This is a genomic window from Novosphingobium sp. PhB57 (genome assembly GCF_004342985.1).
Classification (GTDB): Bacteria; Pseudomonadota; Alphaproteobacteria; order Sphingomonadales; family Sphingomonadaceae; genus Novosphingobium.
Map to the genome: position 1 here is coordinate 32,132 of NZ_SMBO01000011.1, position 25,639 is coordinate 57,770.

General features: G+C 62.7%; 23 protein-coding genes and 2 pseudogenes. 16 read left to right on the top strand and 9 right to left on the bottom strand.

The features are described 5' to 3' along the window. The first annotated feature begins 66 nt into the window (after positions 1–66). The 8 genes from EDF58_RS22335 to EDF58_RS22370 all read left to right on the top strand — a co-directional run bounded on the left by EDF58_RS22335 (position 67) and on the right by EDF58_RS22370 (position 9,352). Positions 67–1,056, top strand: a complete 990-nt coding sequence (locus EDF58_RS22335; protein WP_132269591.1) for a PhnD/SsuA/transferrin family substrate-binding protein — start codon at positions 67–69, stop codon at positions 1,054–1,056. 193 nt (positions 1,057–1,249) lie between these two features. Continuing rightward, positions 1,250–2,275, top strand: a complete 1,026-nt coding sequence (locus EDF58_RS22340; RefSeq protein WP_132269593.1) for an amidohydrolase family protein — start codon at positions 1,250–1,252, stop codon at positions 2,273–2,275. 296 nt (positions 2,276–2,571) lie between these two features. Then, entirely contained in the window at positions 2,572–3,426 is an 855-nt protein-coding gene (locus EDF58_RS22345; RefSeq protein ID WP_132269595.1) for an amidohydrolase family protein, read from the top strand. A gap of 45 nt (positions 3,427–3,471) precedes the next feature. Then, the gene (locus tag EDF58_RS22350) at positions 3,472–4,770 is read left to right on the top strand and encodes an MFS transporter (RefSeq protein WP_132269597.1); all 1,299 of its coding nucleotides are present in this window, start codon (positions 3,472–3,474) and stop codon (positions 4,768–4,770) included. Between the two features lie 131 nt (positions 4,771–4,901). Beyond that, positions 4,902–5,900 (top strand): protocatechuate 3,4-dioxygenase, encoded by a 999-nt coding sequence (locus EDF58_RS22355; RefSeq protein ID WP_132269599.1) that lies wholly within the window; start codon positions 4,902–4,904, stop codon positions 5,898–5,900. Positions 5,901–6,027: 127 nt separating this feature from the next. After that, positions 6,028–6,885 carry an aldolase/citrate lyase family protein gene (locus tag EDF58_RS22360; protein WP_132269601.1) on the top strand — a complete coding sequence of 286 codons (858 nt, stop codon included), beginning with the start codon at positions 6,028–6,030 and terminating at the stop codon, positions 6,883–6,885. Positions 6,886–6,887: 2 nt separating this feature from the next. Beyond that, entirely contained in the window at positions 6,888–8,441 is a 1,554-nt protein-coding gene (locus tag EDF58_RS22365; protein ID WP_132269603.1) for an acetolactate synthase large subunit, read from the top strand. A gap of 17 nt (positions 8,442–8,458) precedes the next feature. After that, positions 8,459–9,352, top strand: a complete 894-nt coding sequence (locus tag EDF58_RS22370; protein WP_207913109.1) for a phosphate ABC transporter substrate-binding protein — start codon at positions 8,459–8,461, stop codon at positions 9,350–9,352. 57 nt (positions 9,353–9,409) lie between these two features. Here the strand turns inward: EDF58_RS22370 and EDF58_RS22375 are convergent, their stop codons facing one another. From EDF58_RS22375 to EDF58_RS26480, 3 genes are all read right to left on the bottom strand, one after another. Continuing rightward, positions 9,410–10,678, bottom strand: a complete 1,269-nt coding sequence (locus tag EDF58_RS22375) for an MFS transporter (protein ID WP_243654446.1) — start codon at positions 10,676–10,678, stop codon at positions 9,410–9,412. A gap of 268 nt (positions 10,679–10,946) precedes the next feature. Further along, a complete protein-coding gene (locus tag EDF58_RS26185) occupies positions 10,947–11,183 on the bottom strand; it encodes a hypothetical protein (protein WP_207913111.1) in 237 nt (78 codons plus the stop codon). 264 nt (positions 11,184–11,447) lie between these two features. Next, positions 11,448–11,729: a hypothetical protein gene (locus EDF58_RS26480; RefSeq protein ID WP_243654447.1), complete on the bottom strand. Its 282-nt coding sequence runs from the start codon at positions 11,727–11,729 to the stop codon at positions 11,448–11,450. Positions 11,730–11,912: 183 nt separating this feature from the next. Between EDF58_RS26480 and EDF58_RS26730 the strand changes: the two genes are divergently transcribed. Continuing rightward, a complete protein-coding gene (locus tag EDF58_RS26730) occupies positions 11,913–12,188 on the top strand; it encodes a hypothetical protein (protein WP_347812904.1) in 276 nt (91 codons plus the stop codon). A gap of 4 nt (positions 12,189–12,192) precedes the next feature. Here the strand turns inward: EDF58_RS26730 and EDF58_RS26490 are convergent, their stop codons facing one another. The 3 genes and pseudogenes from EDF58_RS26490 to EDF58_RS22390 all read right to left on the bottom strand — a co-directional run. Continuing rightward, positions 12,193–12,444, bottom strand: coding sequence for a DUF1016 N-terminal domain-containing protein (locus EDF58_RS26490; protein ID WP_347812905.1), 252 nt, complete (start codon positions 12,442–12,444; stop codon positions 12,193–12,195). Positions 12,445–12,497: 53 nt separating this feature from the next. After that, a pseudogene (locus tag EDF58_RS26495) lies at positions 12,498–12,689 on the bottom strand (DUF1016 N-terminal domain-containing protein); the annotation flags it as partial. After that, positions 12,689–12,898: pseudogene (locus EDF58_RS22390) on the bottom strand (transposase); the annotation flags it as partial. The pseudogenes EDF58_RS26495 and EDF58_RS22390, both read right to left, overlap by 1 nt. A gap of 387 nt (positions 12,899–13,285) precedes the next feature. Here EDF58_RS22390 and EDF58_RS22395 point away from each other — a divergent pair. Next, positions 13,286–13,624: a response regulator gene (locus EDF58_RS22395; RefSeq protein WP_132269607.1), complete on the top strand. Its 339-nt coding sequence runs from the start codon at positions 13,286–13,288 to the stop codon at positions 13,622–13,624. Between the two features lie 636 nt (positions 13,625–14,260). After that, entirely contained in the window at positions 14,261–14,554 is a 294-nt protein-coding gene (locus EDF58_RS22400; RefSeq protein WP_207913112.1) for a helix-turn-helix domain-containing protein, read from the top strand. Positions 14,555–14,937: 383 nt separating this feature from the next. Here EDF58_RS22400 and EDF58_RS22405 read toward each other — a convergent pair whose 3' ends face one another. The 3 genes from EDF58_RS22405 to EDF58_RS22415 are packed head-to-tail and all read right to left on the bottom strand — an operon-like array spanning position 14,938 to position 19,066. Beyond that, complete coding sequence (locus EDF58_RS22405) at positions 14,938–16,521, bottom strand: DHA2 family efflux MFS transporter permease subunit (RefSeq protein ID WP_132269609.1); 1,584 nt, start codon at positions 16,519–16,521, stop codon at positions 14,938–14,940. Continuing rightward, on the bottom strand, positions 16,518–17,600 hold the full coding sequence (locus EDF58_RS22410) for an HlyD family secretion protein (protein WP_243654449.1): 1,083 nt from the start codon (positions 17,598–17,600) through the stop codon (positions 16,518–16,520). The genes EDF58_RS22405 and EDF58_RS22410 overlap by 4 nt, the downstream gene beginning before the upstream one ends. A gap of 14 nt (positions 17,601–17,614) precedes the next feature. After that, positions 17,615–19,066, bottom strand: a complete 1,452-nt coding sequence (locus tag EDF58_RS22415) for a TolC family protein (protein ID WP_207913114.1) — start codon at positions 19,064–19,066, stop codon at positions 17,615–17,617. On the opposite strand from EDF58_RS22415, the gene EDF58_RS22420 reads away from it, so the two are divergent. The 5 genes from EDF58_RS22420 to EDF58_RS22440 all read left to right on the top strand — a co-directional run bounded on the left by EDF58_RS22420 (position 19,058) and on the right by EDF58_RS22440 (position 25,431). Then, complete coding sequence (locus tag EDF58_RS22420; RefSeq protein ID WP_207913115.1) at positions 19,058–19,927, top strand: helix-turn-helix transcriptional regulator; 870 nt, start codon at positions 19,058–19,060, stop codon at positions 19,925–19,927. The two genes, EDF58_RS22415 and EDF58_RS22420, sit on opposite strands and share 9 nt — an antisense overlap. A gap of 398 nt (positions 19,928–20,325) precedes the next feature. Continuing rightward, positions 20,326–21,219: a hypothetical protein gene (locus EDF58_RS22425; RefSeq protein WP_132269615.1), complete on the top strand. Its 894-nt coding sequence runs from the start codon at positions 20,326–20,328 to the stop codon at positions 21,217–21,219. A 99-nt stretch (positions 21,220–21,318) separates the two neighbouring features. After that, positions 21,319–22,710: a hypothetical protein gene (locus EDF58_RS22430; RefSeq protein ID WP_132269617.1), complete on the top strand. Its 1,392-nt coding sequence runs from the start codon at positions 21,319–21,321 to the stop codon at positions 22,708–22,710. Further along, positions 22,700–23,293 carry a hypothetical protein gene (locus tag EDF58_RS22435; RefSeq protein WP_207913117.1) on the top strand — a complete coding sequence of 198 codons (594 nt, stop codon included), beginning with the start codon at positions 22,700–22,702 and terminating at the stop codon, positions 23,291–23,293. The genes EDF58_RS22430 and EDF58_RS22435 overlap by 11 nt, the downstream gene beginning before the upstream one ends. Further along, the gene (locus EDF58_RS22440) at positions 23,290–25,431 is read left to right on the top strand and encodes an AAA family ATPase (RefSeq protein ID WP_132269621.1); all 2,142 of its coding nucleotides are present in this window, start codon (positions 23,290–23,292) and stop codon (positions 25,429–25,431) included. The genes EDF58_RS22435 and EDF58_RS22440 overlap by 4 nt, the downstream gene beginning before the upstream one ends. Positions 25,432–25,639 lie beyond the last annotated feature (208 nt).

The following is a 25,639-nucleotide window of genomic DNA, read 5'->3' on the forward strand; positions in this document are numbered from 1 at the left end:
CAACCGGTATCGGACGTTGCAGCAAACGCCGATAGCCGTCTTTACTCATTCCCGAGGAGAGCGACCTTGAGCCAGAAAGTCCGCCTGAAGTTGGCGATTGCCGACCATCCGCACACTGCCGCGATCCGCGACGGCAGCATTGAGATCGAGGGCGTGGACGCCGAATTCGTGACGGTGAAGCCGCAGATCGGCGCCTTCCGCCGCATGGTCCGCGATGTCGAATTCGACGTCTGCGAACTGGCACCCACCACCTACATCATTGCCCGCTCCTATGGCGCGCCCTTCGTCGGCCTGCCGATCTTCGTGGTGCGCCGCTTCCACCACGGCGGCATGCTCGTGAAGCCGGATTCGGGCATCCGCCACCCGAAGGATCTGGAAGGCAAGAAAGTCGGCGTGCGCGCCTATTCCGTGACCACCGGCGTGTGGATCCGCCAGGTCTTCATCGACGAATACGGCATGGATAACGACAAGGTCACCTGGATCGTCGATGACGAGGAGCACGTGACCCAGCTCCAGCTCCCCGCCAACGTGCAGCACACCCCCGAAGGCGTGTCGCTGGCGGACATGATGGCCAGCGACCAGATCCAGGCCGGCGTCGAGGCTGCCGCCGGCATCGGCCGCACCGGTGCGCCGACCGGCGGCTGGCAGGAAGTCGACACCAGCATGTATGTCGACCTGATCCCGGATGCGGCCGAGGCCGAGGCGGAATACTATGCCCGCACCGGCGTCTATCCGATGCACGGTACCATCGTCGTCAAGGACGAGATCCTTGCGGAGCACCCGTGGATCGCGCGTTCGCTGAACGACGCCTTCACCCGCGCCAAGGACGAATGGCTGGCCAAGCTTAACTCGGGCGAGGCGACCGGCAAGGGTGCGGACAAGTACCGCGCGCTTCAGGAGATCGTCGGCGCCGATCCGCTGCCCTATGGCATCGAGGAAAACCGCGCGACGATCGAAGCGCTGGAGCAGACCGCCTTCAAGCAGGGCCTGACGCCGCGCCGGATGACGATGGAAGAACTGTTCGTCGATCCGGCCAAGGCGCCGGTGCGCGTTTGAGTCCGACGCTGAGATAGCACCCTCGTCGTCCCCGCGCAGGCGGGGACCCCGCTTGTTCTTCCGGCGTTGCGCCGGGATACAAACAGGAAGCGGGACCCCGGCTTCGCGCGGGCGACGGGGTGAGGTTGGCGAGCGAACTTGCTTAATTTCGACTGACCCTGTCCGTCAGCCATAAAATTCCACGGAGAATCCCATGATTATCGACTGTCACGGTCACTTCACGACGGTCCCCAAGCATTTCCGCGAATGGCGCAGCGCGCAAGTCGCGGCGGCGGACGATGTGGCGAACGCGCCGCTCGTCGCCGATGCGCATGTCAGCGACGACCAGATCCGCGAAGGGATCGAGGGCGGCCAGCTCAAGCTCCAGCAGGAGCGCGGCAGCGACCTCACCTTGTTCTCGCCGATCGCCGGCCTAATGAGCCATCACCTCGGCAACGAGCGCACCAGCCTTGAGTGGGCGAGCGTCTCCAACGACCTCGTCTACCGCGTTACCGAGATGTATCCGGATAACTTCGTGCCGGTGGCCATGCTGCCGCAGAGCCCCGGGGCGCCGCCGAAGAACTCGATTCCCGAGCTTCGCCGCGTGGTGGAGGAACTGGGCTTCGTGGGCGTGAACGTGAACCCGGATACCACTGGCGGCTATTGGACCGGCAAGCCTTTCACCGACAAGGAATGGTATCCGCTGTTCGAGGCTATGTGCGATCTGGACGTGCCAGGCATGGTCCACGTGGCCGCGTCGTGTAATCCGAACTTCCACGGCACCGGCGCGCATTACCTGAACGCCGATACCTCGGTGTTCATGCAGATCCTGCAGAGCGATCTGTTCAAGGACTTTCCGACGCTGCGCCTGGTCATCCCGCATGGCGGCGGCGCGGTTCCCTACCACTGGGGCCGGTATCGCGGCATGTCGCTGGAGATGATGGACCGCCCGCTGGAAGGGTTGCTGGACAACATCTACTTCGACACTTGCGTCTATCACCATCCCGGCGTGGAGCTGCTGACCAAGGTGGTGCCGACGTCGAACGTGCTGTTCGGCTCGGAAATGATCGGCGCGGTGCGTGGCACCGATCCGAACACCGGGCATTACTTCGACGACACCAAGCGCTACGTCGATGCTTGTGACGCGCTGTCGGATAATGACCGTTTCGCGATCTACGAAGGCAATGCCCGCAAGGTCTATCCGCGCCTCGACGCGCGGCTGAAGGCCAAGGGGCTTTAAGGGCTCCGACCCGACCGCTGCCCTTGCTACCATAAATTCCGTCATCCCCGCGCACGTGGGGATCCCGCTTGTTCTTCGGGCCTCGCGCTGTGGGCAGACGAAAGCGGGGCCCCCGCCTGCGCGGGAGGCGACGGAGTGGTTTAGGATAGGTCGGTCTTGCACTCTACGACAGCGGCGGAAGTTATGCCTCGCGGCTGACAATCAACTCCCGCCGCCGCCGCCCACCCCGCAAATTGACAGCAACCAGAACAGAGGCCCGGCAGCGAAGGACCGCTTCCGGCAGCGGAGACAGATGCATGACGTCCAAGTTTGTCGATATCCATCCCCACGTCATTTCCGACGACGAAGGCGCTTATCCGCCCGCGCCGCTGTTCGGAAAGCGGTCCGACTGGTCGCAGGAGCGGCCGAGCACGGTGGAAACGCTGATCGCCTCCATGGATGAGGCGGGCGTGGCAAAGGCCGCCGTCGTCCATTCCTCCACCACGTATGGCTTCGACAACAGCTACGTGGTGGATGCCTGCAACCGCTATGCGGATCGCCTGATCGCGGTGGGTTCGGTGGACGTGCTGGCGCCCGATGCCGTCGATACGATCCGCTCGTGGGTGGACCGGGGCCTCAAGGGCCTGCGCGTGTTCACCGGCGGATCGACCAAGGAATTCGATCCCAGCGAACTCGACGATCCGCGCGTCTATGCGGCGTGGGAACTGCTGGGCGAACTGGGCCTGACCATGTGCATCCAGACCGGCCCGGTCGGCCTTGCCGCCGTGACCGCGCTAGCCAAGCGTTTTCCGAATGTGCCGATCATCCTCGATCACCTCGGCCGTCCGGATGTGACCGACGGCGCGCCTTATGCGAATGCGCAGAGCCTGTTCGATCTCGCGCCGATCGAGAGCATCTATCTGAAGCTCACCCCGCGCATCATGGGCGATTCGAAGAAGGGCGAGGCCACGCCGGAAACGCTGTTCCCCAAGTTGGTGGACGTGTTCGGCGCGCAGCGCATGGCCTGGGGCTCGAATTACCCGACCTCGCCCGGCACGCTGGTGGAGATCAAGGCGACCGCAGAGGCCCGCCTTGCCTGCCTGACGGATGCCGACCGCGAATGGATCTTCGCGAAGACGGCGCAGAAACTCTACTCCGCTCTGGACGACTAAGCGCCAGACGCGACAATAGGTGACATAAACGTGGAGAGAGACGAGATGGACAAGGCACTGGAACGGGGCGGGGCAAGCAGGGGGGCGAGTACCGCCGCACCCGCAAGCGCGGCCGCCTGGGCGGTGCTACTGCTGCTGGCGCTGGGCGTGATGATCGCCTTCGTCGACCGCACCAGCATCTCGTCGGCTCTCGCCGATGGGCCGTTCATCCAGCACTTCGGCATGACCGACATCGACCGGGGCTGGGTGAACGCAGCGTTCTTCTGGTCCTACGGCTTGATCCAGATTCCCGCCGGATGGATCGTCGATCGCTATGGCGTGAAGACGCCCTACACGGTGTGCTTCGTGCTCTGGTGTCTGGCGACGGCAGTGACCGGTCTGATCTCGACCATGTTCGCTCTGATCCTGATGCGCTTCATCGTCGGCGCGGCGGAAGCGGTGGTGATGCCGGCCAGCTATCGCTGGATCCGCAACAACTTCAAGGAAGGGCAGAGCGGCACTGCCGTCGGCCTGTTCGCGATGGGCAACAAGTTCGGGCCTGCCATCGGCGCACCGATCGCGGCCTGGCTGATCACCGCCTATGACTGGCGCGTAATGTTCATCGCCACCGGCGCGGTCGGGCTGGTCTGGCTGTTGCCGTGGATCTTCCTGGTGAAGAATGACCTGCCGCGCCGTGAAGACATGGCTGCAATCAGGCGCAAGGCGTCTTCCATCACGTTCGCAAGCATCCTCTCCAGCCCGCTGGTCTGGGGTACCCTCGTAGTGAACTTCTGCTATGGCTACTTCACGTTCTTCTGCATGACCTGGATGCCCAGCTATCTAGTGGAAGAGCGCGGGCTGAGCCTCGAAAAGTCTGGCCTGTTCACGTTCTTCAGCTTTGCGGGCATTGCCATCGTCGCGCTGATTGCCGGGTGGACGGCCGATAAACTGATCGCACGCGGCGGCGATCCGGTGTTCGTGCGCAAGGCCTTCGTCATTGCTGGCTTCATCGGGGCCTGCACCGTGCTACTGGGCGCCAAGGCGGAATCCCTGAACGCGGCGCTGTTCTGGAACGTCTTCTCGCTATCGTTCCTGGGGCTTGCCACGGCTAACAACCTCGCGCTCTGCCGCCTGACCCTCATCCCGGCGCCCGCCGTGGGTCTCGTCACCGGCGTACAGCAGGTGGCGACCAGCCTTGCAGGCGGTGTCGCCGCGAGCCTTTCGGGCTGGCTGCTCCACATCTCCGGCAGTTACGACCTGCCGATGCTGGTGATCTTCGTCTTCCTGGTGATCGGTGCGCTGACGACGTGGCTGGTGCTGCGTCCCGAATGGGCACCGAAGATTTCCCTCGCAGCAGACGAGTGACGCTGCGCACCGGGCGGAAGCACCCCGTGGGGCGGGTTGCAATCGCCTGGAGCGTAGATTGGATTGGTCGGCCCGACGGGGGCGGCCTAGATCTGCGACACGCTCGCAACAGATGATTGAAAGAGGATGTAATGGCGCAGATCGTATTCGGCATGGCCGTTCCGCACAGCGGAATGCTGGGTCAAGCCCCTGAGGACTGGCTGACCAATGGCGATCGCGACCGCAAGAACCCGGAGCTCTGGTATCAGGGTCGCACCTGGACCTATCCGGAACTGGAAGCCGAGCGCGGCGCCGCTTTCGCTCCGTTCCTGACGCTGGAAGAACGTACCGAACGGGCCGGCCGCTGCCGGGCCGCGCTGAACGAGATGGCCGAGGCTTACAAGCGCGCCAAGGTCGATGTTGCCATCGTGCTGGGCAAGGACCAGAAGGAAATCTGGCCCGACCAGTCGCCCTCGATCACCATCTACACCGGTGAAGACGTCCACAATGGCCCGCCGCAGCGCCCGGTCTATGCGCCCGACCACCATGTGGTGCATCAGGCCTATCCGGACTTCGCGACGTATCTGATCAAGACCTTCCAGGGCCACAACTTCGATCTGAACGACCTGCAGAAGTGGCCGCAAAACACCTGGATGGAATCGCGGCAGGGCTATGCGCCGGACTATCCGGTGGTCCCGCATGCCTACAGCTTCGTCTATCACCAGATCATGGGCGACGACGTGCCGCGCCACGTGCCGGTGCTGTTCAACCTGTTCTATCCGCCCACGCAGCCCTCCATGGCGCGCTGCATCGAATTCGGCCGCGTGCTGCGCGAGGCGATCGAGGCCTGGCCGGAAGACGTGCGCGTGGCAGTGATCGCTTCGGGCGGTCTGTCGCACTTCGTTAACGACGAGGAGTTTGACCGCGACGTGATGGAAAAGCTGGCGAGCTACGATTACGAAGGCCTCGCCGCGATCCCTGACGGTTATTACCAGTCGGGCACGAGCGAGGTGAAGATCTACTCGATCGTGATGATGGCCCTTCAGCACACCGGCGCGAGAATGACCTTGGTGGACTACGTGCCTTGCTGGCGCACCGAGGCCGGAACCGGCGAGGGCATGGGCTTCATGTACTGGCAGCCTGAAGAGTGAGTTGCGAACTGGCCCGTCTTTCCTGAAGGCGGGCCGGTTTTCGATGACGGCGGTCGCCGGATCAATCGGGTGCGACCGTCCGGGAAGAGGTACGGGCAGAGCACGCCCGAAAGGAAAGATCCAAGCAATGACCCAGACGCGCCTCAACGGCATCATCCGTGCTCTCGAAGCCGGCATGCCCGTTTTCACCTGCTTCTCGAAGGTCGACAAGCTGACCGCGCAGGAACTGACCGATGCCCCCTATGACGGCATCGTCTTCGAGATGGAGCACAACCCCTACGACGTCGCCGCGCTGGGCGATGCGCTCCAGTATATGCTCAATCGCAAGAAGATCGCCGAGAGCGGCTCGGTTGCGCCTGCGGTCACGCCAATCGCCCGCATCCCGGCGAACGGCGGCGAGATGAACCAGTTCCAAGCCAAGCAAGTGCTGGATCGCGGCGTCTACGGCGTGATCACTCCGCACGTTTCGACCGTGGAGCAGGCTTACAACATGGTCGCCTCCGCCCGCTATGCGAAGCCGACCGGCGCCGCGCTCTATGAGCCCAAGGGCATTCGCGGCGACGGTCCGGCCACTGCCGCGCGCTACTGGGGTCTCTCGCAGCCTGATTACTACGCCAAGGCCGACGTCTGGCCGCTGGCACCGCATGGCGAACTCCTGGTCGGCATGATGTGCGAGAGCCCGGAGGCGATCGAGAACCTGAACGACATTCTCGCCAATGTCCCCGGCATCGGCCTGGTGCTGATCGGCGAGGGCGATCTGTCGCAGGCCCTCGGCTACCCGCGCCAGTACGACCATCCCGAAGTGGTCAGCGCGATGAACAGGATCGTCGAGGTCTGCAAGAAGCACAACGTCGTCGTCGGCAACCCGCACACCAATGCCAAGAACGTCGAGCGCCTGATCGGTGAGGGCTATCGCTTCCTGATGTCCGCGCCGACGCGCAGCTACGGCGTCGTCGGGCAGGGCCGCGAACTGGCGGGGTACTGATCATGGCCAACGGTGCAGAAACCCTCGTCAACACGCTGGTCGACAACGGTGTGGAGGTTTGCTTCGCGAACCCCGGCACTTCGGAAATGCACTTCCTGGCAGCGCTCGACAATCCGCGCATGAAGTCGGTGCTGTGCCTTTACGAAGGCGTCTGCACCGGCGCGGCGGATGGCTGGTACCGGATGAAGGACGTGCCGGCATCCACGCTGCTGCACTTGGGCCCGGGTCTCGCCAACGGCCTGTCCAACATCCACAACGCCAAGCGCGCCTCGTCCGGCATGGTCAACATCGTCGGCGAACATTCGGCATCGCACCTGAAGTACGATCCGCCGCTGACGTCGGACATCGAAGGCCTTGCTCGCCCGCTCAGCCACTGGGTGCGCCGTGCCGAGTCCGCGACGACGATTGCTTGGGACACCGCCACCGCCTGCGCCAAGGCCAGCGAACATCCCGGCCAGATCGCCACGTTGATCCTGCCGGGTGACACTGCATGGAAGGACGCCGGAATGCCGGTCGTGCCGCAGGGCCTGACCCGCGCTCGCTCAGCACCGGATCAGGCGCGCGTGGATGAAGTGGCGCGCGTGCTGCGCTCGGGCGAACCGACGCTGCTGATCCTTGGCAACAAGGCCACGCGCGGCCGCGCGCTGGACCTCGCCGGCGCGGTTGCAGCCGGCACCGGCTGCCGCCTCGGCTCGCAGTTCTTCACCGCGCGGATCGAGCGCGGCGCGGGCCGCACGCCGCTGGAACGCATTCCCTACGCGGTGCCGCTGGGGCAGGCCTTCCTCAAGGACTTCAAGCACATCGTCACTTTGGAGACCAAGGAACCGGTGGCGTTCTTCGCCTATCCGGACAAGCCCAGCCTGCTGAAGGCGCCGGGCACCGTGGTCCACTCGCTAGTCGCGGATGACGAGGACAGTGCGCTCGGCCTGGAAATGCTGATCGACGCGCTGGGCCTGAAGGGCGCCGCGCCGCTGGTGCAGGAACGGATCGAGGCGGGCGTGCCCAGCGGCGCGCTCAACCCCGAAAGCATCGCCCAGGCCCTTTCGGCAGCGCTGCCGGAGAACGCGATCCTCGTCGACGAGTCGCTCACCACTGGCCGCCAGACCATGGGCCTGACAATGGGCGCGCGTCCGCACGACCTCATCAACAACATGGGCGGATCGATCGGCTACGGCACCCCCGTCGCCACCGGCGCGTCGATGGCCTGCCCGGACCGGCGGACCTTCTGCATGGTGGGTGATGGCAGCGCCATGTACACGATCCAGTCGCTCTGGACGCAGGCGCGCGAAGGGCTGCCGATCACCACGATCATCTTCGCGAACAATCAGTACGCGATCCTCAAGGCCGAATACACGAATATGGGAGCGGGGCAGCAGCCCGGCCCTCAGGCCATGGCGATGATCGATATCGACCGTCCGACCATCGACTGGGTGGCCATGGCAAAGTCCATGGGCGTGCCCGGTGTGCAGGTCGACAATGCCGAAGACTTCCACAAGGCGATGGCACGCTCCACCGAGATGGACGGCCCCTGCCTGATCGAAGTCAAACTTTACTGATCGGGAGAAGGATCACCATGACCACCACCGACGTCCTGACACTCAGGGCAAACGTACAGGATTATCCGCAGACCAAGGCGCTAAAGGACGGGCGGGTTTCGTCCGATATCGTCAGCCTCGATTTCTGCGGACCGGAAAAGGCGCACAACGGCTTCAAGGCCATGCTGCGCGAGAATGCCTTCGATTGCGGCGAACTGGCCATCGTCACCTGCCTGCAGGCGAAGATCTACGGCAAGCCTTTCGTGCTGCTGCCGGTGCCGATCTCGGGCCGTTTCCAGCACCACTGCGCGGGCTTCAACCGTGACCTCGGCCATCTCGACCCCAAGGATATCGAGGGCAAGCAGGTCGGCGTGCGGACCTATGCGCAGACCACCGGCCTGTGGGTGCGCGGCGTGCTCCAGCATGAATACGGCGTCGATCTCGACAAGGTGACGTGGATGACCGTGGGTGACGGTCACCTGCTGGAATACACCGATCCCGCCAACTCCGTGCGCCTGCCCAAGGGTTCGGACATCGGCCAGATGATGCTCGACGGCGAACTGGCGGCGACGCTGCAGGGCGTCGATCTGCCCAAGGACCCGCGCGTGGAACGGCTGATCCCCGATCCCTTCAACGCTGCCAAGGACTGGTTCGCGCGGGAAGGCGTGGTGCCGATCAACCACATGTTCGTGGTGCATCAGGACCTGACCAGGAGCCGCCCCGATGTCGTGCGGGAACTTTACCGCATGGTGGTGGAGAGCCGCGACCTGACCGAAGGCGGTCTGCCCGATCCGTTCCCGCCGGTGGGGCTGGAAGCCAATCGCAAGGGGATCGAACTGGCCATCGACTGGGCTTTCGAGCAGAAGATCATCCCCCGTAAGATCACTGTCGACGAGCTGTTCGATGACGTGACGGCAAGCCTGGGGGCCTGACGCCGAAGGTGCTGACGCAAAGGGGGCCGGGCAGATTGCTCGGCCCCCTTTTTGCGTTCAGCTGACGGGCGCGCGTGCCGGTTCGTGATCGAAGCTGTCGGCGTTGCGTAGGGCTGGGAACCACCGCGCCCAGAGCGCGACCACTGCCAGTGTGCCCACTCCGCCCAGTACTACCGCCATGACCGGGCCGACCGCGGCGGCGAGGAAGCCGCTCTCCGCCTCTCCTAGTTCGTTCGAGGCCGAAACGAACAGCGAGGAGATCGCCCCGACCCTTCCGCGCATCTCGTCCGGCGTGGCGATCTGCATCAGCGACTGGCGCACATAGACCGAGATCATGTCGGCCGCGCCGAGGATCGCCATGCAGGCGAGCGAGAGCAGCAGTGATCGGGACAGGCCGAAGATGATCGTTGCGATGCCGAATATCGCGACTGAAGCAAGCATCTTGATGCCCACTTGTCCCTGAAGCGGCCGCCACGAAAGCCAGAGACCTGAGGCCAACGCTCCGATGGCAGGCGCCGCCCGCAAATTCCCGAGGCCCGCCGGGCCGACATGGAGAATGTCGCGCGCATAGACGGGTAACAACGCGGTTGCGCCGCCCAGGAACACGGCAATGAGGTCGAGGCTTATCGCGCCGAGCACTAACTTGTGGCGGATGACGAACGTGAGCCCGTCCATCATCTGTCGCAGCGGATGACGATTGCGGTCGAACGGCTGTCGTTCCATCCCGCGCATGGCGAAGAGAGCGCAGGACGACAGCAGCAAGAGCGCTGCGCTCAGCGCGAAAGCCAGATAGGGAGCAACGGCATAGGCATAGCCGCCCAGTACCGGCCCGAGGATGGCGCCGATGCGTCCTGCTACTGCATTCGCGGCGACTGCGCGAGGCAGTAATGCGCGGGGCACCGTATTAGGCGCGAGCGCAGTGATGGCGGGGCGATAGACGGCGCGGGTAACCCCGGTGAGCGTGGCGATCAGGAAGTAGACCATCAGGGTTCCCCTGCCGTCATGGACCAGCCATGCCAGGAGAGCCGCTCCGGCGAGCTGGGCCACGCAGGACCAGCCGGCCATGAGCCTTCGGTCATAGCGGTCCGCCATCCAGCCGGTCAGCGGCGTGAGCACGAACATCGGCACGAACTGAACGAGTCCGATCAGCCCGAGCTGGAGAGCAGCTTCCCGCACGTCCATGGACCGCCGCGCGACATCGTAAACGAGCCAGCCCAGCGCGATGACCAGGCTGCTCTGCGATAGCATGGAGGCCATACGCGCGATCCAGAACAGGCGAAAGTTGCGATAGGAAAAGGCGCTGCGGCCGAGATGCATGTTGCTCATGAAATCATCCAGTCCGTCTTCGGCCGATCGTGTCCACCGTGATTTTTTGGCTGCGACTGCGGTCCCTATGGCAAGCGATCTAGGTAGCCCTATCGAAGGCGTGGCGCGGGCGATAGGTTTACGATGCACGCGAGCAGTTGCGCCGATTGTGCTCCTTTGCAGAAACAATCCGATTACCGAATTGAATAAAATAAATCTACGTATAATTGCATAACTTTGTCGTATTCAGCCGGGTGGCTCCAGTCGGCTACGATAGATTATGAATAAATTATCGAGAGGAAGTGTCGGACTGCAAATGCTCGCAGATGCCGGACAGATCGACGAACCTGTCATTCGATCGCAGCAGATGGCCTGCGGGCACGTGCCGTTCCACGTTGAAGCTGTAAAACAGCGCCTCCTGCGATATCGTCGACTTGCCCGACATCGACCTGTGTCCGTCCTGATAGAACAGTGAATCAAACACGCAGGCTACTTCAAGCCAGAGTTTTTCAATATTATCTCTCATTTATGGCCGTTCATCGTGGCTGGCCTTTAGGTGATCGATGGCCGCTTCGCAGAAGCTCACAGGAGGTGTTGAATGACGGCTTTGTCGGCGAAGGCTGAGCTACGACAGGCGGCGGCCAGCAGGCCGCGACCTAATCCTCGCCGTTCCGAGTTGGCTTCCTGATTGTCCGCCTCGCGCCTTTCGGAGTGGATCCGTCGTGGACTGGCTTACGTTTTGCAGAATCAGTTCATTCCGGCGTAGCTAATCGTTCCTGCTGCCCTCCCGTTATGTGGATGTGCGATAAGCTCGGATATCAAACAGGAAGCGATTGGCAGTCGCTGAGGCTCGTTCGGCCTCTTCTGCCGGGATGTCGATCCGGTGCGCGGCCTTGTTGAGACTGCTGACGATGCCGATGAAATCTTTCGTGGAGGGCAGATCGCACACCCCTTCGTTTAGACGCACCATTTCGCTTAATACTAGTGGGCGGTCGCTTTCGACGCCGTCGCCCTCGATCAGAGCGCGCAGTTCGCGCCCTATATCGATGCGGAGCTTGACGAGCGTCATCATTGGAAATTCGCGGGCCAGGTCTTCGGCGGTTGGCAGCGCAGCCTGAAGGGGGGGCAGGGAGGGCCGCCGACAGCTTGTAATCCGCAACTCCCATCGGTTTAATGGAATCCCGCAACGCATATTCTACTACGGCGGCGTTCTTGCCTTGGCATAAAATGATACCATTGTCGGTGCGTCGTCGGCATGCCCCAGAAGGTCATCTACTGCCGAGAGGTAGAAGTTCATTTTGCCTGCAAACTCAGGCTTGAACTCTTCAATTTTCAGCTCGACCACCACGAAGCATCGCAGCTGCAAAACGTAGAAGAGGAGATCAAGGTAATAATCTTGTTCTGCAACCTCGAGATGGTATTGGCTCCCTGCGAATGCGAAGCCTTTGCCGAGTTCGAGAAAGAGCGACCGCAGGTGATCGAGCAGGCTGCGCTCCAGTTCTTGCTCGGAGATGTCCGCGCCAAGACCTAGGAATTCAAAACTGTAGGGATCCTACGAGCGCCTGTGCCAAATCCGACTGTGGAGCTGGTAGCGTTCTTGCAAAGTTAGTGATGGCCTTGCCCTGCCGAGCGAAAAGATCGCTGCGGATCTGGTGGGCGAGGACGTTTCGGCTCCAGCCGTTTTCCCGCGCTTGCTTGGCACACCAGATACGCTGATCGGATACCTTGATAGCCTCCATGAGCGTGATCGCATGGCCCCATGGCAATTGTGCAATGACCTGTTGCACGATTTCGGTATCGGGAACGCCTCGGCCAATGCGCGCATATATTTAAGGTTGTGAGGCGAGAAGCCTGTCATTTCCGGAAAGTCGCGCTTCAGGTCCACCAACAGACGATCGACGATCTTTGCGCCCCAACCGGAAACTCCCTGACGCTCGAAGATATCGCGGCCGATCCCCCAATAGAGCAAGATCAGCTCCTCGTTGACAGCAACCGCTGCCCGCAGCCGTGCGGTGCGGATCCGAAGCTTCATTTGGGAAGGAGCCTCCACGCGCAGCCGCTTGCCGCAATGCAAAGCAAGGCATTCACCACTTCGCGCATGTCCGTGGAGCGACGCCGACCTCCGCGCGTGGCTGGCGGAATAAACGGCGCGGCCAATTCCCACTCCCTGGCCGTCATATGGCTGGAATAGCGTAACCCTTTCCGGCTATGCTCCTGCTGGGCAATACCAGTCCATGCCATCGATCACTCCATCTCTCGCAGGACGGCGTGAATCACAACATGCTGGCATTGCTTAACAACTTTCGGGGTGGCTCTTACAGCTAACAGAGACGCCCAGACGCGGCGAAACGTTCTTAATTCGGCTTAAGCGGACATTGAAGATGCCGGATGGCACACCATCTCACGACCGCGAAATAAAAGGCCAAGGACGCTGATAAGAAGTTGAGCTATTCGAAGGGCGTGTGCTGATACGCACAGACTCGGAACCGAAACGGCGGCGTGCGTTCATAGGCGAAGAAGCGGTGCACGAAACCGGAGAGATAAAGGTGCGGCGGGATAATGCTAGGTGGTGATGTGAAGCACGAAAGGGTTAAGCGTTCCAGTCGCTGGGATATGAAGCCTGCTATATTGATTGTCGACGACGCCCCGTTCGTTGCTCTCGATCTGGAAGACGCCGCAGTGGCTGCCGGTTTCAGGGTCATTGGGCCGTGCGGATCTGTTTCTGCAACGTTAGGGGAAGTCAATCGCTGGACGCCTGCTTGCGCCATTCTGGATGTGCAACTTGCCGACGGCCCGGTCTTCCCTGTCGCGGATTTTCTACAAGACGCGGGGGTTCCTCTCATATTTCACTCTGGCACTTCGGCCGGCGATGAGCTGTTGGACCGCTATCCCGGCGCGCGGTTTTGCGCCAAACCCAGTCAGCCCGCGGATTTGATGAATTTCGTGCGACAAGCTGTCGATTTATGATCGGGTGCAAGTCTCATAACGCTCGGAACAACGGCGCGCTCGCTGGTTCGGCGCTCCGTCATGAGGAGCAGGCGACCGGTGGCTTGGCCGTTTGTGCTTGGTACAGGTATCTACCCCGGTGTCGTGCGTGAGCCTCAGGCGGCATGCAGCTCGCCTGTGAATAAGCGCAGGCGTGGGCATGGTTCGCCCCTTAACGGCGGACGGCCCGCGGTCATTATCTCTCGCTCGAAACAGCCTATCAAAGAGATCGGATACCGACGCCCCCGAAATCCGGAGCGGAACGCTCGTGTAACCGTGAAAAGCGCAAATCTTGCGGGCTCCTTGCCTCAGCCCGGCAGCGTATGCTGAACATACCTGTCCGCGATTAATCAGCTCTTTGCAGTGTTTCTGCAACGCCTTCATCGCCGAAATCAGTTTCTTGCGCGCCGGCCCCCAACGAGGAAGTGCAAGCGGTAGTTGTCCATCTAACCTCATTGAGTCGCGCCCTCAGGTAACAAACCAGTCACGGCTCGAGGCCTTCGCTTTGAGTCAGGCTAGATCGTGTCCCAGGACGTGGTGTAGCTGAAGGCTGAGGTGGTCACCGTGATTTCGGGTAGGTTTGGTTTGCGAAGCTCCAACCTGACGAAAGGAATCACGATGATGTCGCCAGGCTATTTCATCAAGGCGTTTAGCAGCACAGTGGGCATAGCGCCTTATGCCTGGTTGATTGAGCAGAGGCTCGCCATGGCATGTTCCTTGATCGACAGTTCCGTTTACCCACTGGCGCAAATCGCGCTCGATTGTGGGTTTTTCCGACCAAAGCCACCTAACGCGAACATTCGTGAAGCGACGGGGGATGACGCCGGCGCGTTGGCGACAATGGCGGCGAGAGGAGCAGTTAGCTCTTTCGGATCGGTGATCTTGCGCGCGCAAATTGAGGTGTACAATTAAATGGGCGCCCGTCGCATGCATCCATGCCATCGCCTTGGCGGAACACCCACTACCGCTGCCCCGAACACTCTGCTCCGCCAGCGTATGTTGTAGGCTGGTGCAGGCATTTGACGATACTCGGTTTATCCGCATTGGAGGCGCCGATGTGAGGTGTGAAGCGGCAGCTATGTCGGCTGAGCAGGGCAGCGGGTATCGGCATGTCGCGACCCTTTGCAGCCGTTCAGCCGTCATTTCGAGGTGTTCACCAGCGGACGTTCCGCTTCCGGCATGTCGCGACCAGATCTGGTCGTTCATGGCATACCACAGGACAGCTAATTGCCGGCAAGCGGCCGTTTTAACGATCGCTCACGTGAACGGCAGGTGGTCTTGGATGCCGCTCTCTTTCAAACTTGCCGCTTTATGCTTCTGAGCGCAAAGCTGCCGGCGGCACACAGCAACATGCACAGTCCGGCCACTAGAAAGGCATCGCTGTAGGCCATCAGCAGCGACTGGCGATGCAGTGTCTGTTCCATCATCGCCAATGCCTGTTGGCGCAGTGGCTCGGCGGCGCTGGCATGAAGCGCGGCATGCGGGTCCAAAGCGTGATGACCAAGCGCCTGGACCCATTCGACCGTTCGTTCCCGGAAGGTCGAGGAGAACGGCGTCACGGCTTCGCCGAGGCGCGCGGCGTGGAGCTTTTCGCGTTCCACCACAAACTGCCCGGCCAGCGCGATGCCGATGGCCCCGCCTAGATTGCGCACCGTGGAGAACAGGCCGGAGGCAGAGCCCATTTCCGATTTCTCCAGCCCGTTTACGGCCATGACTCCCAGCGCAACGACAATGAAGGACTGGCCGATGCCGCGCACCACCAGAGAGGGGACGATGACATTTGCGGCGGCATCGCCGTCCAGATGGATGTTCATAAGGCACCCCGCCGCCATCACGACGAACCCCAGGATGATGATCGCGCGGGCGCTGGTCCAGCGCATCAGCGGCGGCGTGGCGAAGGACATGACGAGCTGGACGAGGCCATAGGGGATCATCGTCAGGCCGATGTCCTGCGCGTTATAGCCCTGCGTCTCCGCGAAATAGTTGGGCACCAGGAACACCACTCCGAACACCACCGCGCCGAACGTGAACTGCATCAGGCTGGCGATGCCGAAATTGTAGCGGGCGAGCAGGCGCAGGTTGATGAGCGGACTGCCGCCGCGCAGCTCGATCAGGACGAATGCCCCGAGCCCCACCATGGCGACCATGGCAGCATCGACGATAAAGGAGGATGCAAACCAGTCTTCCCGCCCGCCTTCCTCCAGCATGATCTGAAGCGCGGCGAGCCCGATCGCCATGGTCGCGATGCCCGCCCAGTCGCCCTTTCGCAGCCGGTCGAGCGCAGCGGCCGTGCGCGGTGTCGCCCAGCCGATTGCCGCGAGCAGCAGCAGGCCCGGCGGCACCTGGAGGTAGAAGATCCAGCGCCAGTCATAGGCCTCTGTCAGCCAACCGCCGAGCGAAGGGCCGGCCGCCTGCGCGACATTGTTGGCGACTGCGAACAGCGCCATGCCGAAAGGCAGGCGGGCCGGTGGCAGCTCCGTCGCAATGATCTGGAACGAGAGCGGGATCAGAACGCCGCCGAACGCGCCCTGCAAGGCGCGGGCGACAATCATCGTGTTGATGTCCGCCGCCAGCGAGCAAGCGATGGAGAAGAGGATGAATCCGCCCGTCCCGACCATCAGCACCCGGCGCATGGAAAAGACCGACACCAGCCAGCCCGCCATGGGTATGACGATGATCTCCGCCACCAGATAGGCGGTGGTAATCCAGGAGCCTTCCTCGAAGGAGGCGCCCAGCGATCCGCGCACCTGCGGCAGCGAAGCATTGGTGACATGGACATTCATGCCGGCCATGAAGCAGCCGACGACCCCGCCCATCACCGCGACCCAGGCGCGCAGCGATACGGAGGGCGGACGGGCGTCCGGTGTTGCCGCGGTCATGCTCCGGGCTTCGATATGTCGATGCTGGTTTCCACCGACATGCCGGGGCGCAGCGCCGCGGCGGCGCGTTGTCCGGGATCGATGCGGATACGCAGCGGCATCCGCTGGACGATCTTGGTGAAATTGCCGGTCGCGTTGTCGGGCGGGAGCAGCGCGAACTGGGCACCGGATGCCGGGGCCAGGCTCTCGACATGCCCGCGCAGGTCTTGGCCCCCGAAGGCATCGACTGCGATCCTAACGCTTTGTCCCGGACGGATGTGCCGGGTCTGCGTTTCCTTATAGTTGGCGATCACATAAGTGTTGGCGGGGACCAGCGCCATCAGGGGGGCTCCGGCCTCGACATAGTGGCCGGCGCGAACGCTGCGCTGGCCGATCCGCCCGGACGCAGGCGCCCGGATGACCGTGCGCGAAAGATCGAGGCGGGCGGCCGCCAATACGGCTCGGGCGCGGCGCAAGCCGCCTTGGGCCTTGGCCAGATCCGCCACGGCACCGGCCCTTTCGGTGGAAAGAACCGGCAGCTGCGCGCGGGCAACGGCCAGACCTTCGCGGCTGCCGCCCAGTTCCGCACTGGCACGGCGCGCGGCCGCTTGCGCCGACTGCAGGATCTGCTCGCTCGTCACCTGCTGGCGGGACTGCAGCACCTGCCGCCGATACTCCTGGCTCGCGAGCGTGCTACCGGACTGGCGGGCGGACAGCTCCGCAGCAGCCTGCGCAATCACACCCTGCTGCTGGGCCGCGCGCGCATCCAGATTGGCGATGCGGGCCTGTTGCGCGGCGACTTCAGCCTCTGCCGATTGCATCGCGCCTTCGGCCTGCTCAACCCTCTGCCGGAAATCGCTCTCGTCGATGCGCGCCAGAACGGTTCCCGCGCGGACCCATTGGTCGTCGGTAACGGTCACGGCGGTTATGGTTCCCGCGACGCGCGGCGCGATCGTCACTACATCGGCCCGCACGTAGGCATTGTCGGTGATGACGAGAAACCGGCCTGTCGTCCACCAGTGCAGGGTATAGGCTCCGCCCGCAAACAGGGTCAGGGCACTGCCGCAGATCGTCAACTGGCGGCGGGTGGGGCGAAGCATTCGGTTCATCCTGCTCACTTTGAAAAGGCCTTCGTCATGGCAACGGGCGGTAGGGTGACAGCGGGTGCATCTTCCCAGCCACCGCCCAGCGCCTGGAAGAAGTGGACTTGCGCAGCGGCAAGTTCGGCATCGACCCGCGCCAGCGCGCGGCGTGCCGAAATGTCCGCCTGTTCGCTGTCGAGCATGTCCAGCGCGGTCGCGGCCCCGGCGGTGCGGCGCGCAAGGGTGATGGTTTCGGCGCGTTGGCTCCGTTGCCGGGCGATGCGCCATTGCGCCTGCCGTTCGAGCGCGGCGCCATAATCCTGCGCCGCCTGATCGGCTTCGCCCAGCGCTGCCAGTATCACCGCGTCGAAGCGGGCGAGCGCGGCCGCCTCTCCTGCACGCGCGCCGGCAATGCGGGCACGCGCGGCACTGACGTTGGGAAAGCTCCAGCTTAGAAACGGTCCCAGACGCCACACCGCATTCAAGCGCGAACCGAGGCCTGCCACTGACGGCGATGACAGGCCCAGCCCGCCGCCCAGTTCGATATGCGGATAGAGATCGCCCACGGCGACGCCGATCTGCGCGGTCGCTGCGGCGAGCCTCTGTTCCGCCGCCTTCACGTCCGGACGGCGGCGCAGCAAGGTTGCGCCGTCGACCGCAGGCAGCTGCGTATCAAGCACCGGGAGGCGGGTGCATGCAGCGGCGGTTGCCGATATATCCGAGGGCGGACGACCGGTCAGGATCGCCAGTTCAGTCAGCGCCTCATGCCGGGCGGCTTCGAGCGCGGGAATCTCCGCTGCAACCTCGGCGACCGCTGCTTCGGTATGCAGTAGGTCGACGGGCAAGGCAGCGCCTGCAACATCGAGTTGCCTGGTAAGATCGCGGCGGCGCTCCGCCAGTACCTCGGCTTCCCGCGCGAGGGCCACCTGATCGGCCATGCCGCATGCGCGCAGCCAGGCATCGGTCACGCGGCCGGCGATCAACACGCGAACGCCGTCCGCATCGGCGGCGGTGGCCGCGACTTGCGCCCGGGAGGCCCTGACGTCGGACCTGAGACGCCCGAACAGGTCGAGTTCCCAGGACAGGTCGGCTCCCGCGTCGAAACGGGTGCCGGTACGGACAGGTTCGCCGTCTTGGGCCGCAGCGGCGATCTGATCCTGCAAGGTGCTGCCATATCCGGCACCGGCGGACAGACCGGTTGCGGGGCCGCGCCGTGCTTGTGCCTCGCCCAGTTCCGCGCGGGCTTTCAGCAGGTTGGCGGCGGCGACCCGCAGGTCGCGATTGTTCGCCAGCGCCTCTTCCACCAGCGCATCCAGCGCCGGTTCGCGGTAAAGCCGCCACCATTGCACTGGCGGCGCCTCGGCGCTGCCATCCGTAGATGCGGCGATGGTCGAATGCGGAGGCGCGGACGGCACGGCGGCGCAGCCGGTCAGCAGCGATGGGACGAGGATCACGGCGCCAAGGACGCGGATGGTATGGGACATGGGCTCTGCTCGGTGGACACTGCCCGCCTGCTAGAACGCTTCCGGTTGTCATTCTCTCGGGAAAATGACAATCATCGTTGCGTTATGGACAAATTGCGCACAGTAGAGGATTGCGAAGCGGCGCTTCGCCCGGTTGCGGCATTCGCCAGCGACCACCCCGATGGTGAGCACATCGCCCCCCATCGCCATGCTCGGGCACAACTGATCCACACGCTGGGCGGCGTCATGACGGTAACGTCGCCGGAAGGTGGCTGGATCGTTCCCCCCGGCCGCGCTGTCTGGATGCCGCCCCAATGCGATCATGCGATCCGGATCGCGGGGGATGTACCCATGCGCACCGTTTTCGTGCGGGAAGATGCCAGGCCCAGCCTGCCCCGACAGTGTGAGGTGATGGAGGTGTCTCCGTTCCTGCGCGAGGCCATTGTCGCCGCTACGCGCATCCCGCTCGACTATGCTGCCGGCGGCCGGGACGAGCGGGTGATGGATCTCATCCTTGATGAGATCGAGGCGGCGCCGCGCCTGCATCTGCACGTTCCGATGCCCCGCGACCCGCGCCTTGCCCGGCTGTGCCAGAAACTGATCGCCGAGCCTGCCCGCCCGGTGACGCTGGAAGAGCTTGCAAGGGAAATCCACGTCAGCAGCCGCACTTTGGCGCGTATGTTCCACCGCGAACTGGGGCTGAGTTTCGGCGACTGGCTGCGGCGAATGCGGCTCCTGCTCAGCCTGCCACGGCTGGCGGCGGGTGCCTCCGTCCTCAGTGTCGCGCTGGAACATGGATATGACAGCCCCAGCGCGTTCGCCGCCATGTTTCGGCGAACGATGGGCGTTTCGCCCAAAGCATACCTAGAAGGGCGACTGTGAGGATTTCGGACCAATCTCGTGTCGAAGCAGCGACGACAACTTTTGGTTGAGGCCGTCGTTCACGGATCGCGTGGCAAAAGGCAGGACAGTCCTACGACACGGCGGTCGGGGCAGCGAACGACCCTTGTCGGTCAGTCAGCGGATCACTCCGGCCTCCCGAAAGCGGACATAGATCAACGGAATATCTGATGTCCGGGCCCGGACGGATAGCTGCCCGGCAGTATTCAGATCGCAGACCGGCCGAAACAGACCGTTGAACCGGAGAAATTTTCGGTGTGCGCAAAGCGTTTCAAACCAAGGCTACACAGATAGATCACCGCACTCGCCCGCAGCATCGGCCTTTATTTTTTTTCAGACTAGCGATAACGTCGTCGGAATGGTTTGGAGGGCCCGCGCCGGTGATCGACTTGCACGAACGATTATCGGAGTTTTCCTACGGCTATGGCGTTACGCGCGAGGCGGAATTGCTGCTGGCGCAATGCGGTATCCAGACCGTGCCCTTCCTCCCCAGCCTTATCCAAGAGAAATCCCTGGGGTTCGACGTCGCGTTTAATCGCCCCGGCACTGCGCTGATGCTGCAGTTCAAGCTCGGACAGTCCCTCACTCGCTTCCATCGTCCAGACAAGAGCGTACCGCCGCCTCCCTTGGTGCGGCCATTCTGGCGCTTCGCTGTTGATACGGCGGAGCCCGATGGACAGTTCGAAACGCTGTTGAAGGCCGAGCAAGATGGCGCTGAAGTCTATTACGCTGCGCCGCGCTTCAGCGACTGGCCTCAATATGCCTATTTTTTCGAACAGAGCCAGGTCCTCGATAATTCCGTCCTCGTGCGTCCCTCCGCCATTCGACAGGGACTGGATGATCAGGGCGCGATCGACGGAGCCCATCGGATCGTCTATGACCGTTTCACGGTGCACGTCTGCTCGACACCCCGACGCATTCCGGAGGCGGATGGTGAGGAGGCAATGACGAAGCTGGCTGGCCGTATTCGAGAAAAGAAGCAGCCATTGGGTGTCGCTCTCGAGCGAATCTATACGGGATTTGAGGATCGCGCATCAATTCGCAGGCACGACCATGTTCTCGATGAAGCGAAGTTCGTAGAAGACGGGGATGGCTTGGGAGGACGAACCGCCGGCGACGTTGCCCGCTTCCAACGGAGCGATCGGCTGGCAAGATTGAGAGAGCGCGCACAATCGCCGGACGACGCGCTGGCGGCCGCGATCGGCATCGAGCTCTGGACGCTAGGCATTCAGCTCGTCATCGCGGTGGATGAGCCGGCAGCCATTAAAATTTGAGGCTGTCCATTTCAGCGCACCTCGATGGCCAATCCAAAGCCTTCGACTTTGAACGCCATTCGGCTATGTCACGATGCTCGAGATTATCAGGGGCGGGACTTGACGATCATTCCACCAGATTTACTGCAAGCGCTCGCTGCAAATGGTGGTGGCCAAGTCGCGTTGGTTATCGGGGCCGGTTGCTCTATCGAGCAGCCCACCGCCATCCCGCTAGCGGGCGATCTTGCCGAAACGGGCGAGCGTACCCTTGTTCTCGACGGTTTATTACAGCCTCACCAATGCCCGAATCCTCGAGACCTCGCTGAATTGGCAACGCTGGTCTTCGAGCTCACCGGCGAACAGGCTGCCCTCGTTCGATGCTTTCCGATCGAGCAAATGCGTCTGGCGAAGCCCAACCTCGGATACAAGTTGCTGGTCGCTCTTATGGCGGAAGGCGCGATCACCCACGTTCTCTCGCTCAACTTCGACAAAGCCGTACAAAATGCGGCGGCGGAACTGGGTGTTCAAATCGCCGTGGTCACAGAACCAGGGGACGGGGTTCCAATGCGCGCAGCATTGGTGCAGCTGCACGGTAACGCGGATAGTGTTCCCGAAGCGATGATATTGCGTACCGAAGTTCTCAATGAGGGCTGGATCGGACAATGGCATCAGCTCGTCGCCCAGCAAATCCTGGCAACCCCTGCCATTCTGTTCGCTGGCCTTGGCTCGGCCGCTCCCGTCCTGTCGACGACGATCGATATGATTCAGAACGCTCTCGCCGGTGGCAAGCAGCTTTACCAAGCCGACGCCGCGCCCTTCGATACCAATGTGTTCGCCCAGCAGCTTAGCATCCCTGCAGATCGCTATATTCACGGGACGTGGGGCGTCGTTGTCTCAAAGCTAGCGGAGCGGATCGCTGCGGCACAGGTCGATGCGTTGCGAGCCAATGGCGCAGCCCTCCTCGCGGAGAACGGCGTTGAGGCCGCCGACCGTGACAAGTTCGTCGCGCTTACGGAACGGCTGCGCAATCAGGCGTTGCTAGTGCTGGGAAAATTCCGCGCCCACGCAGTGCTGGATCGCGCCGCGCTCTACCGGCCTCATTCCCTGCACACGGATGAACTCCTGGCCGAACCCTTGCTGAGGCTCGCGCAACTGTCGGAGCATTTCGGATGGACCGCCCTCCCTGCGCCCGGTGGAACATGGACTCTCAACGCCGATGGGCGCGTCATAGGCCACTTGGTGCTCGCATCAGGCGGCGGCGTGCGACGCCTATCGGCGCTTGAACCTAGTGCGAGGGCGGTCTGCGAACGGATCAATGAGAACGCCGTGATCCCTGCCGATTTCGTGCTGGTCGGCGCGCCTGCAGCAGAAGCTCCGCCCCTTGCCCATGTTGATCTGATTGCCGACGAGGATCCGGCCGATATTATTGGCGGACCAAGTGAGGCACTGATCATCTCTGCAAATGATCCCGATTATCTGGATCGAATAGGACGTCTGCTCCATGCCGCCTAAACGAGGTGCCCTCGACACATCGACGATGCTCGCGCTCGCGAGCGAGATATTGTCGCGCAGCGGGTATCGAGTTGCTCGCGATTTCACCGAGATGACGCGCCTGGGTGAAGGCAGCCTCGTCGCCGAGGACGCGTTCAGCGTCGTATCGCTGGTGGCGTTCGAGACTTGGCAGCAACTCGAAACCGAGTGGCTCGAAGCCCAGGCCGATCTGGTGGACCTCCTGTCTCGTCGTCTGGCACGCGCTGCCCCAAAAGCGTGGGACGGCTATTTGGTGCTGTTGAGTGTCAGTGATCCGATCGATCCGCTTGCAGCGGTGAGGATCGAACGGGACACCACACGCCTACGCAAGATTATCGCTACTGGAAGCATACTGCAGACGGCCGGAGACGTCGAACGTGTCCTGGACCTGTTGCTACCGCTAAAGCTTCCGGACACGCTTTCCGCGGTTGAGGACGTGCTTGATACGCTCCCGGATCTTATGAAGGGATCGATCGACCCATCAGATCTTCAAACGGTGGTTGACGCGTTCCGGACGATGGAGCCCCCGCTCGAGCGGCTTCATGCGCGCAGAGCAATCCCATGAGGCTTAAATCCATCGCCATTGAAGGCTTCAGGGCATTCGGGCGACAAGCTACTTTCGATCTCGACGCCGATGTCATCCTTCTTCACGGCCCAAACGGCGTCGGAAAGACATCACTGCTGGACGCGATCCTCTGGACGCTCGCGGGCGAAATTGCCCGCTTCGAGGATCTTGGCTCCCCCATCTCCCTCTATGCGCGCGAGGGGCAGGCCCGGTGTGAACTGGTGCTGTCGCACGACAGCCAAGATCTAACGATCACGCGATCCGCTGCGGGCGATGAAACAACCGTGCGGGTCACAACCCACGAAGAGGTTCTGGATGGCGCGAGCGCGGAACAGGCCCTTGCACATCTTTTGCTCCCTCATCTCAAGGATCGAGCCGGAGCTCGCGAGGCCCTCGGGAAAGTCCTGACTCGCGCCGTGTATTTGCAGCAAGATCTTGTGCGGCAATTTATCGAGGAAGACTCCGCTGTCGATCGTTTCAGGCTTGTCAGCGAAGTGATTGGCGCCGGCGCCGTGATCGAGCTTCAGGCAGCATTGGAAAGAAGCCGCCGGGCTTGGGCGCAAAGCACGAACAGCTTCCGGAAAGATGAGATCGAACCTGCCCAAGCTCGTCTCGCGCAACTTCAGGATCATTTGTCGCGCCTATCCGACGGCGTGATCGTCGAGAGTGCCGATGCGCGCGGCGCAGCGGTTGCTATCTTCGATAGGGCGATTGCCATAGTCGGACAGTCTCGCCTTGGCCAGGACGAGCCTCCCCTCACCCCAGCCCGCCTCGACCGGTTTCTGAAGGCATTGCGGTCCGAACGGGAGCGCCTTTCGCGGGAGGCCACCATGACAATGGGGCTGCTCGAACAGATCACCGATATCGCCGAGCCGACATCCCCCTTGGACGATGAAGCGCGCACATTGACCGGGATGGAAGAGAACCTTCTGCGTCGGATGGAAACAGCAGATTCCAGGATCGCCGAGGAAATAGCCAAGCTCTCGCAGCAACGGGCGCTTGCGGTCGCGGCGGCCGATAGTGCAGATCGTGCGGCGACACTTGCACGCTTGGCCCTGCAGGATCTCGGGGCGACATGCCCGGTTTGCCAGCAGCAGCACGACATCGAGGCCACCATTCATCATCTGCACATGCTGATCGACGCGGCCTCGTCACCGTTCCTCGCACAACCGTCCAGCATCGATCTAAGCGCGCTCAACCAAGCCCGTTCTGACCTGCAGCGAGAGCTCGAACAAGCGCGCGCCGCCCTTCGAACTATCCAGGATCGTCAGCGCGACCGCGACGCGAGGCGCAAACTGCTTGAAGTTCGTCTGGCCGATCTCGGCCTCGCCATGGATGACGATGTGAGCGACCGGCTACGGGAGCGCGATGAGCGCGCCCGGGCGTCGTTGGCAGCTCTGGATCATCTGATTGCCGACGCAGAGCAGTTGTCACTGGCAGTGCTGCGGCTTGGCGAGCAACAGCAGCGCGGCGCCCTCGAGGAGGAGCGTACCCAACTGACCGCAAAATTGCGCGAGGCTGAGCTTCGCGCGGAGAGTGAAGACGCGACCCATGCGCTGGCAGGCGGGATCATCGAGGGTCTGCGGGGCGCTTCGCTTTCTGTCACCGAGCGCCAGATCCGACAGATCGCGCCGCTCTTCCAGCGGATATATAGCCGTATCGATCCACACCCAACGTTTCGAGTGACCCAGATCGTTGCAGGGATGGAACGCGGCAAAGGGCGGCTCGACGTGGGCGTCTCGGATCCAGACGGAGACGCGAAGCGCCACAATGCGAGCCCCCTGCTCAGCAGCTCGCAGCTCAATTCGTTCGCCGTTTCGCTGTTCTTGGCCATGAACCTCGCCCTCCCCACTTTAAAGCTGGGCGTCACCATTCTCGACGATCCGCTGCAAAGCCTCGACTCCATCAATCTCCTCGGGCTCGTAGACGTACTTCGGCGCTTTGGTGCGCACCGTCAGATTATCATTTCGACCCACGAGGAACGTCTATTGGGCTTGCTTCAGCGCAAGCTGCGTCCGGTACGAGAGGGCGAGCGCCTCGTCACTATCACCTTCGAAAGTTGGTCTCGGGAGGGGCCGGCCTATCGAGTGGCCGGCGTTGATGGCGGGTCGGCCGCCCCCCAGATCATTGCCGCATGAAAGTGGCTGCCCGATGGCTCGCGATGCGGAGCGCGGAGTTACTGCAGGCCGAGGAAGCACGACACGCACCGCCCGTCTTGGCGCTCGGCATCCCCCGGGCTGATCGCGGCATGGCAGGCCGTGCATTGAGCGCGAGGTACGTAGCCACAGCCCGCGCACATAATGTCCTCGAGCACGAACAGCTCATCCGGCGCGGATCACTTGAATG

Excerpts from the sequence above, each read along its gene's own strand:
- EDF58_RS22340 (WP_132269593.1), top strand. The coding sequence starts at position 1,250 with ATGATTATCGACTGTCACGGTCACTTCACGACGGTCCCCAAGCATTTC.
- EDF58_RS22345 (WP_132269595.1), top strand. The coding sequence starts at position 2,572 with ATGACGTCCAAGTTTGTCGATATCCATCCCCACGTCATTTCCGACGAC.
- EDF58_RS22350 (WP_132269597.1), top strand. The coding sequence starts at position 3,472 with ATGGACAAGGCACTGGAACGGGGCGGGGCAAGCAGGGGGGCGAGTACC.
- EDF58_RS22355 (WP_132269599.1), top strand. The coding sequence starts at position 4,902 with ATGGCGCAGATCGTATTCGGCATGGCCGTTCCGCACAGCGGAATGCTG.
- EDF58_RS22360 (WP_132269601.1), top strand. The coding sequence starts at position 6,028 with ATGACCCAGACGCGCCTCAACGGCATCATCCGTGCTCTCGAAGCCGGC.
- EDF58_RS22365 (WP_132269603.1), top strand. The coding sequence starts at position 6,888 with ATGGCCAACGGTGCAGAAACCCTCGTCAACACGCTGGTCGACAACGGT.
- EDF58_RS22370 (WP_207913109.1), top strand. The coding sequence starts at position 8,459 with ATGACCACCACCGACGTCCTGACACTCAGGGCAAACGTACAGGATTAT.
- EDF58_RS22375 (WP_243654446.1), bottom strand. The coding sequence starts at position 10,678 with ATGAGCAACATGCATCTCGGCCGCAGCGCCTTTTCCTATCGCAACTTT.
- EDF58_RS26185 (WP_207913111.1), bottom strand. The coding sequence starts at position 11,183 with ATGAGAGATAATATTGAAAAACTCTGGCTTGAAGTAGCCTGCGTGTTT.
- EDF58_RS26480 (WP_243654447.1), bottom strand. The coding sequence starts at position 11,729 with ATGATGACGCTCGTCAAGCTCCGCATCGATATAGGGCGCGAACTGCGC.
- EDF58_RS26730 (WP_347812904.1), top strand. The coding sequence starts at position 11,913 with ATGCCCCAGAAGGTCATCTACTGCCGAGAGGTAGAAGTTCATTTTGCC.
- EDF58_RS22400 (WP_207913112.1), top strand. The coding sequence starts at position 14,261 with ATGATGTCGCCAGGCTATTTCATCAAGGCGTTTAGCAGCACAGTGGGC.
- EDF58_RS22405 (WP_132269609.1), bottom strand. The coding sequence starts at position 16,521 with ATGACCGCGGCAACACCGGACGCCCGTCCGCCCTCCGTATCGCTGCGC.
- EDF58_RS22410 (WP_243654449.1), bottom strand. The coding sequence starts at position 17,600 with ATGCTTCGCCCCACCCGCCGCCAGTTGACGATCTGCGGCAGTGCCCTG.
- EDF58_RS22420 (WP_207913115.1), top strand. The coding sequence starts at position 19,058 with ATGGGACATGGGCTCTGCTCGGTGGACACTGCCCGCCTGCTAGAACGC.
- EDF58_RS22415 (WP_207913114.1), bottom strand. The coding sequence starts at position 19,066 with ATGTCCCATACCATCCGCGTCCTTGGCGCCGTGATCCTCGTCCCATCG.
- EDF58_RS22435 (WP_207913117.1), top strand. The coding sequence starts at position 22,700 with ATGCCGCCTAAACGAGGTGCCCTCGACACATCGACGATGCTCGCGCTC.
- EDF58_RS22440 (WP_132269621.1), top strand. The coding sequence starts at position 23,290 with ATGAGGCTTAAATCCATCGCCATTGAAGGCTTCAGGGCATTCGGGCGA.